General features: G+C 40.7%; 10 protein-coding genes. 2 read left to right on the top strand and 8 right to left on the bottom strand.

The window, feature by feature from the left end; all coding sequences use genetic code 11:
* Positions 1–5: 5 nt before the first annotated feature.
* From xerS to rexB, 8 genes are all read right to left on the bottom strand, one after another.
* Positions 6–1,076 (bottom strand): tyrosine recombinase XerS, encoded by a 1,071-nt coding sequence (gene xerS / locus PAN07_RS00265; protein ID WP_084863441.1) that lies wholly within the window; start codon positions 1,074–1,076, stop codon positions 6–8.
* Positions 1,077–1,407: 331 nt separating this feature from the next.
* Complete coding sequence (locus tag PAN07_RS00260) at positions 1,408–1,851, bottom strand: MepB family protein (protein ID WP_084863443.1); 444 nt, start codon at positions 1,849–1,851, stop codon at positions 1,408–1,410.
* Between the two features lie 72 nt (positions 1,852–1,923).
* On the bottom strand, positions 1,924–3,474 hold the full coding sequence (locus PAN07_RS00255; RefSeq protein WP_084863539.1) for a ClC family H(+)/Cl(-) exchange transporter: 1,551 nt from the start codon (positions 3,472–3,474) through the stop codon (positions 1,924–1,926).
* 16 nt (positions 3,475–3,490) lie between these two features.
* Positions 3,491–4,270: a ribonuclease HII gene (locus tag PAN07_RS00250; RefSeq protein WP_084863445.1), complete on the bottom strand. Its 780-nt coding sequence runs from the start codon at positions 4,268–4,270 to the stop codon at positions 3,491–3,493.
* A complete protein-coding gene (gene ylqF, locus PAN07_RS00245; protein ID WP_033683581.1) occupies positions 4,257–5,108 on the bottom strand; it encodes a ribosome biogenesis GTPase YlqF in 852 nt (283 codons plus the stop codon). The genes PAN07_RS00250 and ylqF overlap by 14 nt, the downstream gene beginning before the upstream one ends.
* Positions 5,109–5,296: 188 nt before the next feature.
* Positions 5,297–6,475 carry a hypothetical protein gene (locus PAN07_RS00240; RefSeq protein ID WP_084863447.1) on the bottom strand — a complete coding sequence of 393 codons (1,179 nt, stop codon included), beginning with the start codon at positions 6,473–6,475 and terminating at the stop codon, positions 5,297–5,299.
* Between the two features lie 17 nt (positions 6,476–6,492).
* On the bottom strand, positions 6,493–10,143 hold the full coding sequence (gene addA / locus PAN07_RS00235; RefSeq protein ID WP_269796691.1) for a helicase-exonuclease AddAB subunit AddA: 3,651 nt from the start codon (positions 10,141–10,143) through the stop codon (positions 6,493–6,495).
* Positions 10,140–13,415 carry an ATP-dependent nuclease subunit B gene (rexB, locus tag PAN07_RS00230; RefSeq protein WP_269796690.1) on the bottom strand — a complete coding sequence of 1,092 codons (3,276 nt, stop codon included), beginning with the start codon at positions 13,413–13,415 and terminating at the stop codon, positions 10,140–10,142. The genes addA and rexB overlap by 4 nt, the downstream gene beginning before the upstream one ends.
* 117 nt (positions 13,416–13,532) lie before the next feature.
* Between rexB and PAN07_RS00225 the strand changes: the two genes are divergently transcribed.
* Positions 13,533–14,342, top strand: coding sequence for a Cof-type HAD-IIB family hydrolase (locus PAN07_RS00225; RefSeq protein ID WP_269796689.1), 810 nt, complete (start codon positions 13,533–13,535; stop codon positions 14,340–14,342).
* 141 nt (positions 14,343–14,483) lie between these two features.
* Positions 14,484–15,392 (top strand): ATP-binding cassette domain-containing protein, encoded by a 909-nt coding sequence (locus PAN07_RS00220; RefSeq protein WP_000859644.1) that lies wholly within the window; start codon positions 14,484–14,486, stop codon positions 15,390–15,392.
* The last annotated feature ends 9 nt before the right edge of the window (positions 15,393–15,401 follow it).

Here is a 15,401-nt window from a genome sequence, read left to right as displayed (position 1 = left end):
GTAGTTTACAAACTATCCAGAGCATTCTTTTGTTCATCGTTGACGATATGGGTATAGAGGTCAGTGACTTGTGTGCTGGCATGTCCTAGCTGGTGACTGACCAAAACTTGTGATTTAGTGGCATCATAGAGCCTGGTTGCTAGGGTATGGCGCAGTTTATGTGGAGTTACACGAACTTTGAAGTCCTCAGAGTATTTAGCAACCATCTTTTCCACGCTGGAAGCATCGATACGATTGGGAATACCTCTATAGAGTGTCAAAAAGAGGGCTGTATCTGTTTTTTCCGTCTTATAGCGTTGATTTCGAATAGCTAGATAATTCTCTAGATAGGGCTTTGCAAATGCAGCGACATTGACCGAGTCACGTTTATCACCTTTTCGAGTGACATCAATAACCATCATTTTGAGATTAAGGTCTCTTAGATCCAGATTAACAGCTTCAGATAAGCGGACACCAGACGCTAAGAGAAGGGCAATAATGGCTAAATCACGTTCTTTATTCTTATTAAATGATGAGAGAGCGCGATTTGAGAGCTGTTGTGGGTACTCTTGGTCGATATAAGTCAGAAAACCTTCTGTTTCATCACCTAGAAAGAGTTTTTGCTTGATGTTTTCAGCTCTAGCAGCAAGTGTTTCTTTCTTTTTCTTGGTCGAAACTTTCTTCATTACATTACGATAGAAATAAGGTTCTCCCTGGTTATTTTCGACTTCCTCGGTCAGATACTTGTAAAGACTAGAAAGGGCTGACAAGGTCCGATTGATGGTTGTCTGAGAAACACCTTGTTTGCTTGTATTGGCGTTCAGCAAAGGACGTTCACGTAGATAAAGGATAAAGGATTCCATGTCTTTTTTTGACATATTTTCCAAGACAGATAAAGGGATATCAGACATTTTATCAGTGTTTGAGATACCAGACTCCAAAACCCAGCTGAAAAATCGATCGTATTCCTTGAGGTATTCATATAAGGTTGTAAAACTGTAAGGTACAGCAAGCTTAGATTGGTAGTATTCCAGAACATACCAGGGCATGATTTGTTTTAGCTTGTCGATTCGTTCCAGTAAAATCTCGCGTTTCATGTATTTTCTCCATAATTAAGTCTACAAGTAGTATAGCATAGACTTGCATATTTTTCAAGAAAATTATAGTTTTTCGGAAAGATGTTGTGGGAGTTTTTTAAAGTGTTTTTTATAAACTTTTAATTTATCTGATCTTTATATAACTGGAAATTTTTTTCATTAAGAAAATAGTCAATTTCATATTTTATAAATACTACTAGAAATAGGTCATTAGACTAAAAAAGACCTGATTTTATGTTAAATAAAAACCAAGTCTTTTTTGTATATTTGTATATATGAATCCATTAAAAAATTTTTAACGTTTTCCTATTAAAATTAGAAAAAATTATTCTTATAATTCAATTTCTCTAAAAAATTTCAATTGCCAATTTTGTGTTGCTAGAGCCGTTGTATTTAAATTTGTGCACCAAGGTGGATAAAATCTCATAGACATTTTTCCATTGTTGTCTTTTGTTGATAGAATTTTTCTACGGATTGCCTCTTCATTTGAAATAATAAAAAGTCCGCTCTTATCATTATCGATAACAACAATAACGAGTTCATCTCCTAAATCTTCATTGGTATAAGGAATGTTCTTGTTATTTTGGTCTTTTTTCCAAAATGCTGTAAAATATCCTTCTTTTTTCGGTGTTCTTTTTGCTAAGCGACATCTTTTATATTCTTTATCTTCATCTTCCTTTATATTGATGAGGATGCCTTCGTATTTTTCATTACACTTTTCTTCAATGAATTCAAAATCACCATAAAACTTATGTAGAACATCAAGTATTTTCATTATGATGTAGAGGTCCTCCTTGGAATTTTCTTAATGATTTTATTTGCGTAATTTAAATTATGTAAATAAATGTTACAACAACAAATCTTTGATTTTTCCAATTTCACTTTTTGGAATTACGAGATGAATCATATCACCGAGATACATTCTGGTTGAGCCGTTAACTGTTTGACTCTTACCGTTATGAACTTGGGTGGTGATGAGGACGTTGTGTGGCAGGTTGAGTTCGTGTACTTGTTTTCCAGCGATTTTGTCAGATACAGGGATTTCAATGAGAGTGACTTCTCCTTCATCTGTCGCTTCTTCTGGCAGCATTTTTTCCAACATGGCCTCATAGACTGGCGCACCTTTAAGTAAATCCATGATGATATAGGCAACTAAGGTTACTAAACCAAGTGGCATGAGGTTGCGAATATCTCCTACCATCTCAGTTACGAGTATCATAGCAGTTAAGGGAGCCTTGGATATTGCTCCAAAGTATCCACTCATTCCCAGAATGACAAATATAGGAAATTGTTCCTGACTGACAAGTCCAATATTCACACAAATGACACCAACTAGGGCACCAAGTAAGGAACCAAGCGCCAAAATTGGTAGGAAAATTCCTCCTGGAAGACCACTTCCATAGCTAATCATGCTCCAAACAAAGCGGATCAAAAAGTAAGCTAATAGAACTTGGAAACTAAAATTTTGCTCAGTTAAGGAAAGAACCAGCTGATTTCCACCACCAAGGATTTGCGGTAAGAAGATCCCAACTGGTATGATGAGAATAAAGGCGAAAATTGGGTAATAAGCTCTATCCAAACGGATTTTTTGCCCAATCCAGTCATAAACTCTACCAACATTGAGTACAGCTTTTTCATAAAGAAAACCAGAAAGTCCTAGAAAAATTCCCATGAGGAGGTAAATCCAATACTGATCTAGGGTCATGAGTGGGATATTATCTGGCATATCCAGTACGGGTGTTAGGCCAAATATGAGCAGAGAAACAAAGTTTGCTACGAGACTGGCTGCTAGAGTTGAGACCCAGAAAAAGCGTGAAAAATGGTGATAAACTTCTTCTACGACAAAGAGGAGGCCTGCTATTGGTGCATTAAAGGCTGCGGCTAATCCTGCTGCAGCTCCACTCGCAATCAAGGATCGTTCCTCTACTGGACTGGATTTAAGCCACTTAGCAATACCTTTACCACCGACCGCCCCAAGTTGAATACTTGGCCCTTCACGCCCCAGCATAAGGCCACTTGCAATAGCAAGAATTCCTAGAATATATTTTTTCCAAAGTACGCCCCACCAGTTTAGGGTCATGAGCCCTTTCAGTTCGGCTTCGACTTGAGGAATTCCTGAACCCTTGATATCTTTTTCTGACCGAGTTAATTTCACACTGAGCCAACAAACTATTAAATAAAATAGACCAACGATAAAAAGATTGCGCACTAGGTGCGCTTGATCTTGATAAAGTCCTTGTATCAGGTGGAAGCCTTTTTCGATTGAAAACCGAAAGGATCCGACGATGAGTCCGACGACGAGACCAACAATGATTCCTCGTCCAACTTGGGATAATATAGTGCTTGAGGCAAAGGCAAATTCTTTCTTGGAACTGAGTGTTTCTGACTGTTCCTCCATAATCATTCCTTCTAACTTAACTTTCTTTTTCTCCTGAAACCAGTGATTTAACGGGTTCAAAGCTGGTCCGGTGAATTGGGGTAACTCCTAGTGTTTCAAGTCCTTCCAGGTGTTTAGCTGTGCCATAACCGGCATTAGCAGCGAAATCATAGCCAGGGAACTGCTGGTCGTATTCCTTCATCAATTCATCACGTGTCACCTTAGCTACTATAGATGCTGCTGCAATCGAGAGGGAATTGGCATCTCCTTTGATGATAGATGTTTGTGAAATGGGCAATTCTAGTTTCATGGCATCGATCAAGAGATGCTCAGGTTGCGGACTGAGCTGGGAGATTGCTTCCTTCATGGCCAGTTTGGTTGCTTCATAGATATTGACTTGGTCGATGACCTGATTATCCATGACACCAATCCCGATTGACAAGGCTTGATTTTGAACGGCTTGATAAATTTCCAGATGTTTCTTTTTAGGAATTTTCTTGCTATCGTTGAGGCCTTTAATCTTACAATTTTTAGGTAAAATAACGGCTGCAGCGACTACAGGACCAGCCAGAGGACCACGGCCAACCTCATCAACACCAGCAATTAAGGTCAAACCTTGCTTATACAGTTCTTTTTCGTAGGAAAGCATGATTTCCAAACGAAGATCCTCATCTAATTCAGCTTGAATGGCTTTTTTACGTTTGCTGATTTCTTTTTGAACTCCAGAGCGACTATCCTTTTCGAGTTCTAAAAAAACGGGACTTTCTAAATTCTTGACTGTTGCAAGGAGTTCTTTGATTTCTTTAATCGTCGCCATCGAGGTCATCCAATGTATCTAAGGTATAGTTACCGAGTTTGCCATCGCGGACTTCCTTCACGAAGAGACTGTAAAAACGATCATAGTCATCACGGAAACCGAGAGCACGGGTCATATCCATAATAATAACAGGCGCTTCTTCTTCAATTTTCATTTGTTTGAAGCGTTCAGCCAGCTTTTCTGGATAATGTTCTTTGAAATAATTGATACCAAAAATGGTCACCTCATCCATAGGAAGCAACTGGTCTTTGATAGCTCCAGTCAAGGCCAGTTTCAGTGCAACAGTTTCATCCTCAAATTTAGGCCAAAGAATCCCTGGCGTATCTAAGATTTCCAAGTCTTTGTTGGTTTTAAGCCATTGTTGCCCCTTGGTAACACCTGGTTTGTTGCCGACAACGGCAATCTTCTTACCAGCCAAACGGTTCATGAGAGTTGATTTACCAGCGTTTGGAATCCCAATAATCATGGTACGCAAGGTTTCAATTTTGATACCACGTTCTTTCTGACGAGCAATCTTATCAGCCATGAGCTTTTTGGCAGCATCTGTTACGACTTTAACAGTCACTTGCTCTTTAGAGTTGATAGCCAGCGTCTGAATTCCTTGTGATTCAAAATACTGACGCCATTCCTTGGTCATTGCTGGATCAGCCAAGTCCGCCTTGTTTAAAATCAAGAGTTTTGGTTTGTCACCAACAATCTTGGTCAACATAGGATTTTGACTAGATAGAGGTAAGCGTGCATCCACCAAAATCGTCACAAAATCAACAAATTTTAAATTTTCCTGCACCTGTCGACGCGCTTTAGACATGTGACCAGGAAACCATTGAATAGTGGCCATAATATATCTCCTTCGGATTGAAAAAACTGTAAAAACGTTTTCTTTCTTATCCTCTATTCTATCATAAATTATTCTTTTTTGCACAAGCTTTTATTTGTAATAGCTACTTTATAAAGGAAGGCTGATTTCAAATTCACTTAATTTATATATTAACTTTATATAAAATTCTAAGACTTATATATTTAGTTTTAGATGAGTATTCGAGATAAAAATGGGACTATACAATTTGTCAAAATTCCTTCTATCCAGCTTTCTTGTGCTGAGGAGAGATGCTCTGTTTGAAGGCTTTCTTTTAGAAAATCTCGAACTTGTTCTGGTGCGATTTCAAACTCAAAGGCTTTCATTTTATAGAAAAAGTCGAGCAGATGGTCTGACAGATATTCAGTTGAAAATGGCACTTCTCCACTTTTTCGATATTCTAATAAAAGCCTAGAAAATCGAGCTTTTTCTTCAGGAAACTCACGAAAATAGGAATTGAGGAGCCAGGTCTGCTTCTGCTTTCTTTCAATTGGATCTTGACTAGCAATTCGTTGGTCTTTTTCCAACTCTTTTTGGTATTGTTTGGCCTTGATAGCCCGTTCTGTTCGATTTTTACCAAAAAGTATTTTCTCCCACTTGCGTTCTTCTTGAGTCAGGGTCTCTGTAAAGCCAAAGTAATCTTGGTATGCACGCTCTGCTGGTCCCATAGCTAGAACTAGATTGTCTGCATATTGTTTGGCGATTCTATCTCTTTTCTTGCGCTCTTTCTCTGCCTGGATACGGAGTTCCTGTTCGTAGTCAATTTTTTCCTTTCCTAGCTTGACAAGGTAGAGTTGGTCATCTGATTTGCCAAGTAAAAAGGGTTTGATACACTTTTCAAGGACTTCTTCCATCCGAGCCTTCTTCTTGGGCTCTGCCTTGATCCAACTTCCTCCTTGAAAGACTTCTAGGAAGAGCTGGTAGTCTTTCTCAGGTGAGAACTGATTGCCACGATTGGGTTTAAAAACACCTTTTTCCCAGAGCCATTTTAGAAGACGCTCGTCAAATTCACTCTTATTGACTTTGATTTTTTCCTTTTTCTGGGCTTTTCTGGTTAGATTTTCAACCTTTCTGAGCAGTTTTTCTTCCTCTTCCAGTTGCTGGTCAAGGGTCAATCGATGAAAGTGTCTGACGCAGTCGCTACCGATGGGAAAGAGGCGTTGGCCTGTGATACCGTTAAAGAGTTCGTAGGCGTATTTGATAGCATTTCCACAGACACAATTGCTACGGCCGATACCGTTAAAAATCAAGGAAACTTCATTCCATTCCTTGGTAGCTTGTTCCCAAGTATCAGCTTTTGAAGCCTGTAACACCGCATCATGCAGGGATTTTCTAACTGGAAGTGTCATGAGGTCTCCTTTCTAGATTATACTTTTACAACTTGAACCTCGTCTTTACCGAGTAAAATCAAGTATTTCTCAATATTTTCAATCGAATAGGCTCGAGATAAAGCCTCTCCGTATAGGGCTAACTGACCACGATAGCGGTCTATGAGTTGACTTGGTTCATCATAGCGGTCTGTCTTATAGTCGAACAGAACAATTTTGTCTTCGTAAAGTAGATAGCCATCAAGGATACCACGGACAACAAAGTCTTCCTGACTCTTTTGATCTCGTTTGAGCATGGAGAAAGGTTGCTCGCGATAAAGATGGTTGGTATTGGCAAGAATTTCCTGACCGAGTTCTGTGTCAAAGAATGCAAGAATTTTCGCAAGATTAATCTTGTCTCTGACAGCTGGGTTGGTTTGAACTTGTTTGAGAGTTTCTGTCAGGCTAGCAAGCGTTGGTCGCTGGCTGAGGTCAATTCTCTGCATGAGTTCGTGGGTAGCACTACCAATCTCAGCTCCTGTTACCTTTTCTTTGGTTGAAAAATCTGGCAAATCAAAGCTGATTTTCTTGTCTACTGACTGGCCTTGACCTGCAATCTCGACACCTTCCATATCCATAACTGGTTCGTAGAATTTCTTGATTTGACTTGGGGTTTGAACACTAGGAAGTTCAATGGCTGCGCGGTGAAGAGTATTATAAACTTCCACCTCTTTCAGCATTTCAAGGGCTTCTTTGATGGTTTCTGACTGACGGTTATCTGCTTGAGAGCTATCTTGGAGAGGGCTCTTGTTTTCCAACTCTCCGATAGCTTCTCTGGTCAACTGATCTTCTCCAACAAAACGATAACTAAAGTTGAGATGATCCTTGGCAAATACTTTACTGATAGCCCACATCCAATCTTGGAAATTCTTGGCTTGAAGTCTAGTGTTGCTATTTAGTTTTCCATTTTTAGCTGCTGGATATTCCTTGGCTTCCAGCTTTTCACGAGAACCCTTACCGACAAGATAGAGCTTTTTCTCAGCCCGCGTCATAGCAACATACAGTAGACGCATTTGCTCAGAATAGCTTGCCAGCTGCAGTTCTTCCTCATTCTGACTATAGGTCAAGCTAGGAATAGAGAGTTTAATGGTTTTAGGATAGTGATCTTCCACTGCTCCTGTCTCCATCTTGGCAATGTACTTGACACCAAGACCATTCTGACGACTGAGAATTACTTCTGACATAGAGTCTTGCTTGTTGAAATCTTGATCCATGTTAAGGATGAAGACGTAAGGAAACTCCAGGCCTTTACTCTTGTGGATGGTCATGAGCTCTACTGCGTCCTTAGGTGGTGCGACAACCACGCTTGCAAGATCGTGCTGGGCTTCTAAAACTTGGTCAATCATACGAATAAAACGCGACAAGCCCTTGAAATTGCTCTTTTCAAATTGATCAGCACGCAGTGCTAGGGCATAGAGATTGGCCTGTCTAGCAGGACCATTTGGCAAAGCTCCCACATAATCATAATAAAAACGGTCATTGTAAATCTTCCAAATCAGGTCATAGAGGGAGTGGGTTTTGGCATACAAGCGCCAAGAAGCCAATATATCCATGAATTGCTTTAGTTTCTCGGCTAGAGCTGAGTGAATCAAGACTTTTTGGCATGTTACCATTTTTTGTGCATTGACCAGTTTCTCATAGAGATTTTCTTGGACTTTGTCCTCATCTTTCTGAAGAGACAAACGTGCTAACTCGTCTTCATCAAAGCCAAACATAGGAGACTTCATAAGGGCAAGCAAGGCATAGTCTTGTAAGGGATTGTGAATGACACGAAGGGTTTCCAGCATGACTTGCACTTCTAGGGATTGGAGATAATTGTTTTGCTCTCCATCAGTTTTGACAGGAATTCCGTATTCAGACAGGGCGAGGAGAATCTGGTCATTACGACTGCGGCTGGAGGTCAGAAGGGCAATTTCCTTAAAGGAAACACCTTTTTCTTGATGAAGTTTCAGAATCTCCTTGATGACTAAGCGCATTTCCCCTGTTAATTTCGTTTCTACTTGGCTCTCTTCTTCCTCACCTGTATCGTCCTTGTCGTAGATGAGAAATTCTGCCTTGTTGTCTGGATTGGGAGTCAGTTTGGTATTGGCAAAAACAAGTTGGTGCATATTATCATAGTTGATTTCGCCGACCTCTTGGTCCATAAGGCGTTTAAAGACATCATTGGTTGCTGACAGCACTTCTGAACTACTACGGAAATTTTCTTTAAGCAAAATCAGCTTGCCTTCGTCTGGATTTTGCGCATAGCGTTGGAACTTTTCATTGAAAATCTGCGGATCTGCCTGACGGAAACGATAGATAGATTGCTTGATATCTCCCACCATAAAGCGATTGTGTCCATTAGAAAGTAATTCCAGCATCCGTTCTTGAATATGGTTGGTATCCTGATACTCGTCTACCATGACTTCATGGAAACGTTCCTGATAAGCTTCACGGACTTGCGGGAATTTCTCTAAAATCTCAATGGTGTAATGGCTGATATCAGCGAATTCAAAGGCGTTTTCCTGATGCTTACGTTCACGATAAGCTTCCACAAAATCACTCATGAAGATTTGGAAAGTCTTAGCTAGTTCCCAGGTATCTCCATGATAACGTTCTTGATAGTCGAGAATCGTTATCTGGTCTGACAGTTGTCCTAGTTTAGCAAACTGGGTCTTTCTCTCTTCGTTGTAGGCATCGGCCAGTGGCTTCAAATCAGCCTTACGACTGGCATTAGTCAGAGCTCGGCCGTTTTTCTCCTTAGAGATGGAGACAACACGCGCAAGCACTGCCTGATAAGCCTGACTATCGGACTTTTGATTTAAGGAGCCAATTTCATCCAGAATCAACTGAACATTTTCTAAATAGGCAGCCTTGGGAAACTCCTTGGCATCATTATCCAGATGATAACGGAAAAAGCTTTCCAAATCCCAAAGGGCTTGTTGGATTTGTTCAGTTAGTTTTTCTTTTTCACTGCTAAAATCAGCTTTTTCAAAGCCTTTGAGGAAAGATTCACTCAGCCACTTTAGAGGATTACTGGTGGATTGGAGGAAGTCATAAATTTTATAGACTTGCTGGCGCAGCCCCCGTTCATCCTTGCCACGCCCAGCAAAGTTTTTCAGCAAATGACTAAACTTCTCTTTCTGTTTACCTTGATAATGGGATTCAAAGACCTCATGGAAGACTTCATTTTTTAGAAGGAGTTGCTCGCTTTGGTTTTGTAAAATACGGAAATTAGGCGCAATGTCAATCAGATAACCATGTTTACCAAGGAATTTTTGTGTAAAAGAGTCCATGGTACCAATAGCCGCGTTGGGTAAGTCTGCCAACTGGCGACCCAAGTGTTGTTTGAGGTCGACATCATCCGTTTCTTGAATTTGTTGGCTGATTTTTTTCTCCAACCGTTCCTTAAGCTCAGTGGCTGCCTTAACGGTAAAGGTTGAGATGAAGAGTTGAGAAATTTCCACACCACGCGCCAATTGGTCCAGAATGCGCTCTGCCATGACGAAGGTTTTCCCAGAACCAGCAGACGCTGAAACCAGGATATTTTGACCAGAAGTGTAGATGGCTTCGATTTGTTCGGCAGTTTTCTTTTGTTCCTTGCTCGAATTTGCTTCTGCTTCTTGCAGTTTTTGAATTTCTTCCTCAGTTAAAAAGGGAATAGGCTTCATCGATTCAACTCCTCTCTTATTTTTTCAAACCAAGCTTGCTTGAGTTTTTCTCCGACCAGACGCTTACCATCAGCTAAGTCCAACTTTTCTAGGAAACGAGCTTGTCCTAAGTGGTAATTGGCTTCAAAGCCTGTAATAGCCTGATGTTGCTGAACATACGGTGCAATGCTTCTACCATTTTCAGTATAAGGATTAATGGCGAACTGGCCTGCTAAAATCTTCTTAGCTGCTTTTTTATAAAGATGGGCATTGTAGTCCAGTAGGAGCTGGAATTCCTCATCTGTCAGCTGATTAGCCTTGTTTTTATTGTAAAATTCGCCCAAATGACTGCTTTCTTTTTCTAAGAAGAGGCCTTGGTATTTCATAGACTTGCTGGCTTCTACTACTGCACCTGCCAGACTTTTAACGGCCATCAGAGATTGGACAGGCTCAGTCATTTCCAAGTACATAGCACCAAAAAAGTTCTGCTCTCCTTCTCTTTTTAGGGCAGCTAAATAGGTTGGCAGTTGGGAATTGAGGCCATTAAAGAAATGAGGAAACTGGAACTGAGTCAGACTAGACTTGTAGTCTACTACTCCTATCGCCCCATCAGCTTTCAAACGATCAATCCGGTCCACCTTACCTCGTACAAAGACACTGCGTCCATTATCCAATTGAATAAAGGCTTGCTCTTTCCCACCGAAATTTGCCTCTTCTTTAATGGTTTCGATGGCTGGATTATGGCGGAGAATATGTCCAGTTGTCCGTGCAACATCAAGCAAAACTTCCTTGGTAAACTGGGCTTCCAAACTTTCTTGATAAATGGCTTCAAATTCGCGTTCTTGACTGGTTTCTTGGATAGCTTGTTCTAAACGTTTGTCAAAAGAATCTTCGTCAGGCAACTGCAAAGCGCGTTCAAAAATGCGGTGCAAGAAATTTCCGTGACTGCGGGCATCAGGACGCAGGCGCAATTCCTCCTGCAAGCCTAAAACGTAGCGAAGAAAATAACTGTATTCATTGCGATAAAACTCCGTCAAACCAGAGGTAGACAGGTAAAACTCCTGATCAATAGGATAGAGAGATTGTAAAGTATCCTTGGCTAAGGGCTTGCTACTAGGGCTGGTTGGAAGGGCTGGATTTGCAAGACCTTGCTGGTCTAGTTTTTTACCCATGACACGCGCCAGAACCTTAATAAATGTCAAATCTTGCTCAGTATCACTCGTCTCGCCCTGCTGGTGATAGGCAACCAGACTAGACAAAAGACTGTGATAGGACCCCATATCTTCCTTAGATAGCCCTTTGTGATTCATCCTCTTCTCTTTCCTGCAAAATCCAAAATGGACCAGCTCTTGAAGATAGGCTGACTCCTTGCTTTCACTTTCGTTAAAAAGGCTTGGAGCCGACAAAACCAACTGCTTACGAGCAGAATTAACCAAGGAAAGCATAGTATAGCGATTTTTCTTTAGATTTTCACTGCTGGCAATCAGTAATTGTGCCCTTTCCTCTGTTGCTTGGTTTAAGCTTTGTCTTTCTTCATCAATTAAAAGGCTAGTATTTTGCGCAATTTTTGGTAAATTGTCCTGAGTCAGTCCAATGGCGTAGACAAAGTCAGCTGTCAGAGGGGCAATCAAATCGTAACTCTGCACCAGAACAGTGTTCACTGTTGCTGGAATGGTACGGTATTGGGACAAACTCATTCCAGAATGGAGCAAGGCTAGGAAGTCCTCTAAACTAACTTGCGAACCAGCAAAAACAGTCGCAAATTGTTCTAAAACATGACAGAAAGCCTTCCAAACTTCAGCTTGTCTTTCCTGTTCTACAGCTTCCATAGTGGCTGTCAAATCTTGGAGCTGCTTGGTCACTGAACTTTCTTTTAGAAAGCTATTCCACTTTTGCAAGAGGTTTTCAGCCTTTTGTTTTCGACTGGCAAAGAGGGTTTCAAGAGGTGTTAAAATACGCAGACGAAGAGCATTTAAACGTTCCAGATTAAATTTTCCATGGTGGGATTTGGTAAAGGTTTTCTGAAAGCCTGGCAAGCCATTGATACCAAGATAGCGGAGATATTGCTCAAAAGCATCAATATCAGTTTGACTAAGGTCGGTATACAAACCTGTTCTGAGGAGATTAATCAAATCTTCCTGACGGAAACGATAGCGTTTCAAAGCTAAAATAGACTCGACAAACTGTGTTAAGGGATGATGAGCCATAGATTCGCTTCTACCAAGATAGAAAGGAATCTGATACTGGTCAAAAATCGTTTTTAGAGATAATTGATAAGAAGGCACATCACCTAAGAGAATACGGAAATGCTTGTAACTCAGGTCTGGATTGGCATGTAATTTCTGACGGATGCTACGGGCTACCAACTCCAACTCTTCTTTTTGCGTCAAACAAGACCAGATTTGTAAGTTTTCACGGTCTTTCTCATCGACATCCAAAGCGAGTTCTGAAAAGTCATAAGAAGACTCCAACAAACGAGAGGCCTTGTCAAAACTATCTATCTTCTCATGAGTTTTAGAACGGTCTTGAGCAGGCGTTTGGTATTTAGCAGCTAAATGATGGAGAAACTCCACGCTGGCTTGATAGAGATTGCCCTCGCTAAAGGGACTGGTATAAGCTTTCTTACTAGCATAAGCCCCAATAACAATCTCAACACCCTTGCTATGAAGTAGGTCCACAATTCGCTCTTCCTCACCAGAAAAACGAGTAAATCCATCAATAACCAAGGCAATTTTAGTAAAATCACTACTAACTTTGTTATTCTCAATAGCCTCAATCAAATGGGACAACTGACTTCCCTGAGCTAACTGCCCTTGGTTAAGATAGGCCGTTACTTTCTCAAAAATCAAGAGTAAGTCTTCTCGCTTGTCCTCATCCGTCAAACTCTCCAAGTTCAAAAAACTCATCTGAGCTTTGGTCATCTCATGATAAAAATCAATCAACTGCTGGATAAATTGAGGATCCTGCTTGATAGCTCCATAAACACGTAAATCCTTAGGATCAAGTTCGGCAAGACATCTGTAAAAGACCATCCCAAGACCAATATCATCTAGACTGGTCTTGACAGGTAGGTCATTCAAAATCAGGTAACGAGCCATCTGCGCAAAGCGCGTGACGGTAATCGCAAAAGAAGCCTGCTGGGACAAGCATTCCAGCACGGCGCGTTCCTTTTCAAAAGAAAGAGAGTTGGGGGCGATGTAAAAGACCCGCTTGCCCACAGCAACTAGCTCTTCAGCCTCCCTGGTTAGAATTTCTGTCAAAGAAGTCCGAATATCTGTATAAAGTAATTTCATCTCAGCCTCGTTAGAATTTTTCATTACCTTTTATTATACCATGATTAGCCCGAAGATTCCTCCTCCTTTCCTCTAAAGTATGCTATAATAATACCAAAAGATAAAGAAGGAAGACCTATGATTAAACTACTAGCCTTGGATATGGACGGAACCCTCCTCAATGAAGCCAAGGAAATTCCACAAGCTCACATTACTGCTATTCACCAAGCTATTGAAAAAGGTGTCAAACTGGTACTTTGTACGGGTCGCCCCCTTTTCGGTGTTCTCCCCTACTATCAAAAACTGGGGCTTGATCTCCAGAATGAGTATGTCATTGTTAACAACGGTTGTTCAACTCACCAGACAAGTGACTGGGGACTAGTTGACTGGCAAGAACTTAGTCCAGCTGATATCGAATACCTCTATGACCTAGCAGAAAAAAGCGATGTCCAGTTGACCCTTTTTGATGAGGAACATTATTTTGTCCTCGGTGGCAAGCCCAATCAAGTCATCCAAAATGATGCCGACCTAGTCTTTTCAGACCTGACTGAAATTTCCCTCGAGGAAGCGACTAGTGGCAAGTACCGCATGTTCCAAGGTATGTTTTTGGGAACAAAAGAACAAACAGACGATTTTGAGAATCGTTTTGCTGGGGAGCTCTGCCAACGATTTAGTGGAGTTCGTTCACAGCCTGTCATTTATGAAGCCATGCCACTTGGAACAACAAAGGCTACCGCTCTTTCTCGACTAGCAGAGATTTTGAAGATTGATTCCTCAGAAATCATGGCCATGGGCGATGCTAATAACGATATCGAAATGCTCCAGTTTGCAGGACTTGGTGTTGCAATGGGAAATGCCAGCGATTATGTCAAATCCCTTGCTGATGATGTTACAGCCAGCAACGAAGAAGACGGCGTCGCGCGTGCCATTAAGAAATATATTCTATAATTAAGAAACCCAGTTCGTGTCAACTGGGTTTTGATATTTAAGAATTCCTAAAACTTTAGAAACTCTTTAGAAATGCTTGAGCTTTCTTTGATTTCTATGCTTTATACTAAAGTTATCAAAATAAATCAAAAGGAGAGAATCATGAAAACAGTACTCGACATTCATGGATTGTCCAAAAACTTTGACAAACAAGCTATCCTTCAGGATCTTCATCTAACGATAAGAGAGGGAGATATTTATGGACTTATTGGGAAGAATGGAGCTGGGAAGACTACCTTAATAAAAATTATTACGCAACTACTGTTTGCGGATAAGGGGACTGTTTCCCTCTTCTCTAGCAAAACGGAAAATGAGTGGACCAAGGCTCTATCTCGAGTAGGTTCGGTGATCGAATCACCTGTAGCTCATAATCACTTAACAGCCTATCAAAATCTGAAATATTACTGTATGATTCGTCATATTCCAAATGCTGATCAAGTCATTCGAGAAACGCTGGACTATGTAGGCTTGTCAGATACAGGTAAAAAAGTCTTTCGAGATTTCTCTCTTGGAATGAAACAAAGACTTGGTATCGCCATTGCCCTTCTATCCAAACCTGACTTCCTGATCTTAGATGAACCTATCAACGGTCTCGACCCAATCGGTATCAAAGAATTTCGACTCATGATTCAACGGCTCAATCAAGAAAAAGGGATCACCATTCTCATCTCTAGCCATATCTTGTCAGAACTCTACCTCGTAGCTAATCGTTTTGGTATTTTAGATCAAGGCAAGATTATCCGTGAAATCAGCAAAGCTGAATTTGAAACACTAAGTGAGGATTATATTGTCCTTAAGACAGCTGATCAAGAGAAAGCTTGTCAAGTATTAAAAGAACAAATCCAGCTCCAGTTCAAGGTTGTTAATCCTGAAAATGAAATCCATATCTTTGGTCAGGAACAAGATGTCAAACAGATTCTCAAGGAATTAACCTTGGCAGATGTTGACATTGACGAGATTTACTATGCCCGTCAAAACCTAGAAGAATACTTCACTCAATTGGTCCAATAGGAGGAAAAT

It is taken from the genome of Streptococcus sp. SM5 (assembly GCF_027497975.1).
The sequence above is the reverse complement of the archived record's forward strand: the minus strand, read 5'-3'. Positions and strand labels throughout refer to the sequence as shown.

Bases quoted from the DNA above. Each gene is read 5' to 3' on its own strand.
- xerS (WP_084863441.1), bottom strand. From the start codon at position 1,076: ATGAAACGCGAGATTTTACTGGAACGAATCGACAAGCTAAAACAAATC.
- PAN07_RS00260 (WP_084863443.1), bottom strand. From the start codon at position 1,851: ATGAAAATACTTGATGTTCTACATAAGTTTTATGGTGATTTTGAATTC.
- PAN07_RS00255 (WP_084863539.1), bottom strand. From the start codon at position 3,474: ATGGAGGAACAGTCAGAAACACTCAGTTCCAAGAAAGAATTTGCCTTT.
- PAN07_RS00250 (WP_084863445.1), bottom strand. From the start codon at position 4,270: ATGGCGACGATTAAAGAAATCAAAGAACTCCTTGCAACAGTCAAGAAT.
- ylqF (WP_033683581.1), bottom strand. From the start codon at position 5,108: ATGGCCACTATTCAATGGTTTCCTGGTCACATGTCTAAAGCGCGTCGA.
- PAN07_RS00240 (WP_084863447.1), bottom strand. From the start codon at position 6,475: ATGACACTTCCAGTTAGAAAATCCCTGCATGATGCGGTGTTACAGGCT.
- addA (WP_269796691.1), bottom strand. From the start codon at position 10,143: ATGAAGCCTATTCCCTTTTTAACTGAGGAAGAAATTCAAAAACTGCAA.
- rexB (WP_269796690.1), bottom strand. From the start codon at position 13,415: ATGAAATTACTTTATACAGATATTCGGACTTCTTTGACAGAAATTCTA.
- PAN07_RS00225 (WP_269796689.1), top strand. From the start codon at position 13,533: ATGATTAAACTACTAGCCTTGGATATGGACGGAACCCTCCTCAATGAA.
- PAN07_RS00220 (WP_000859644.1), top strand. From the start codon at position 14,484: ATGAAAACAGTACTCGACATTCATGGATTGTCCAAAAACTTTGACAAA.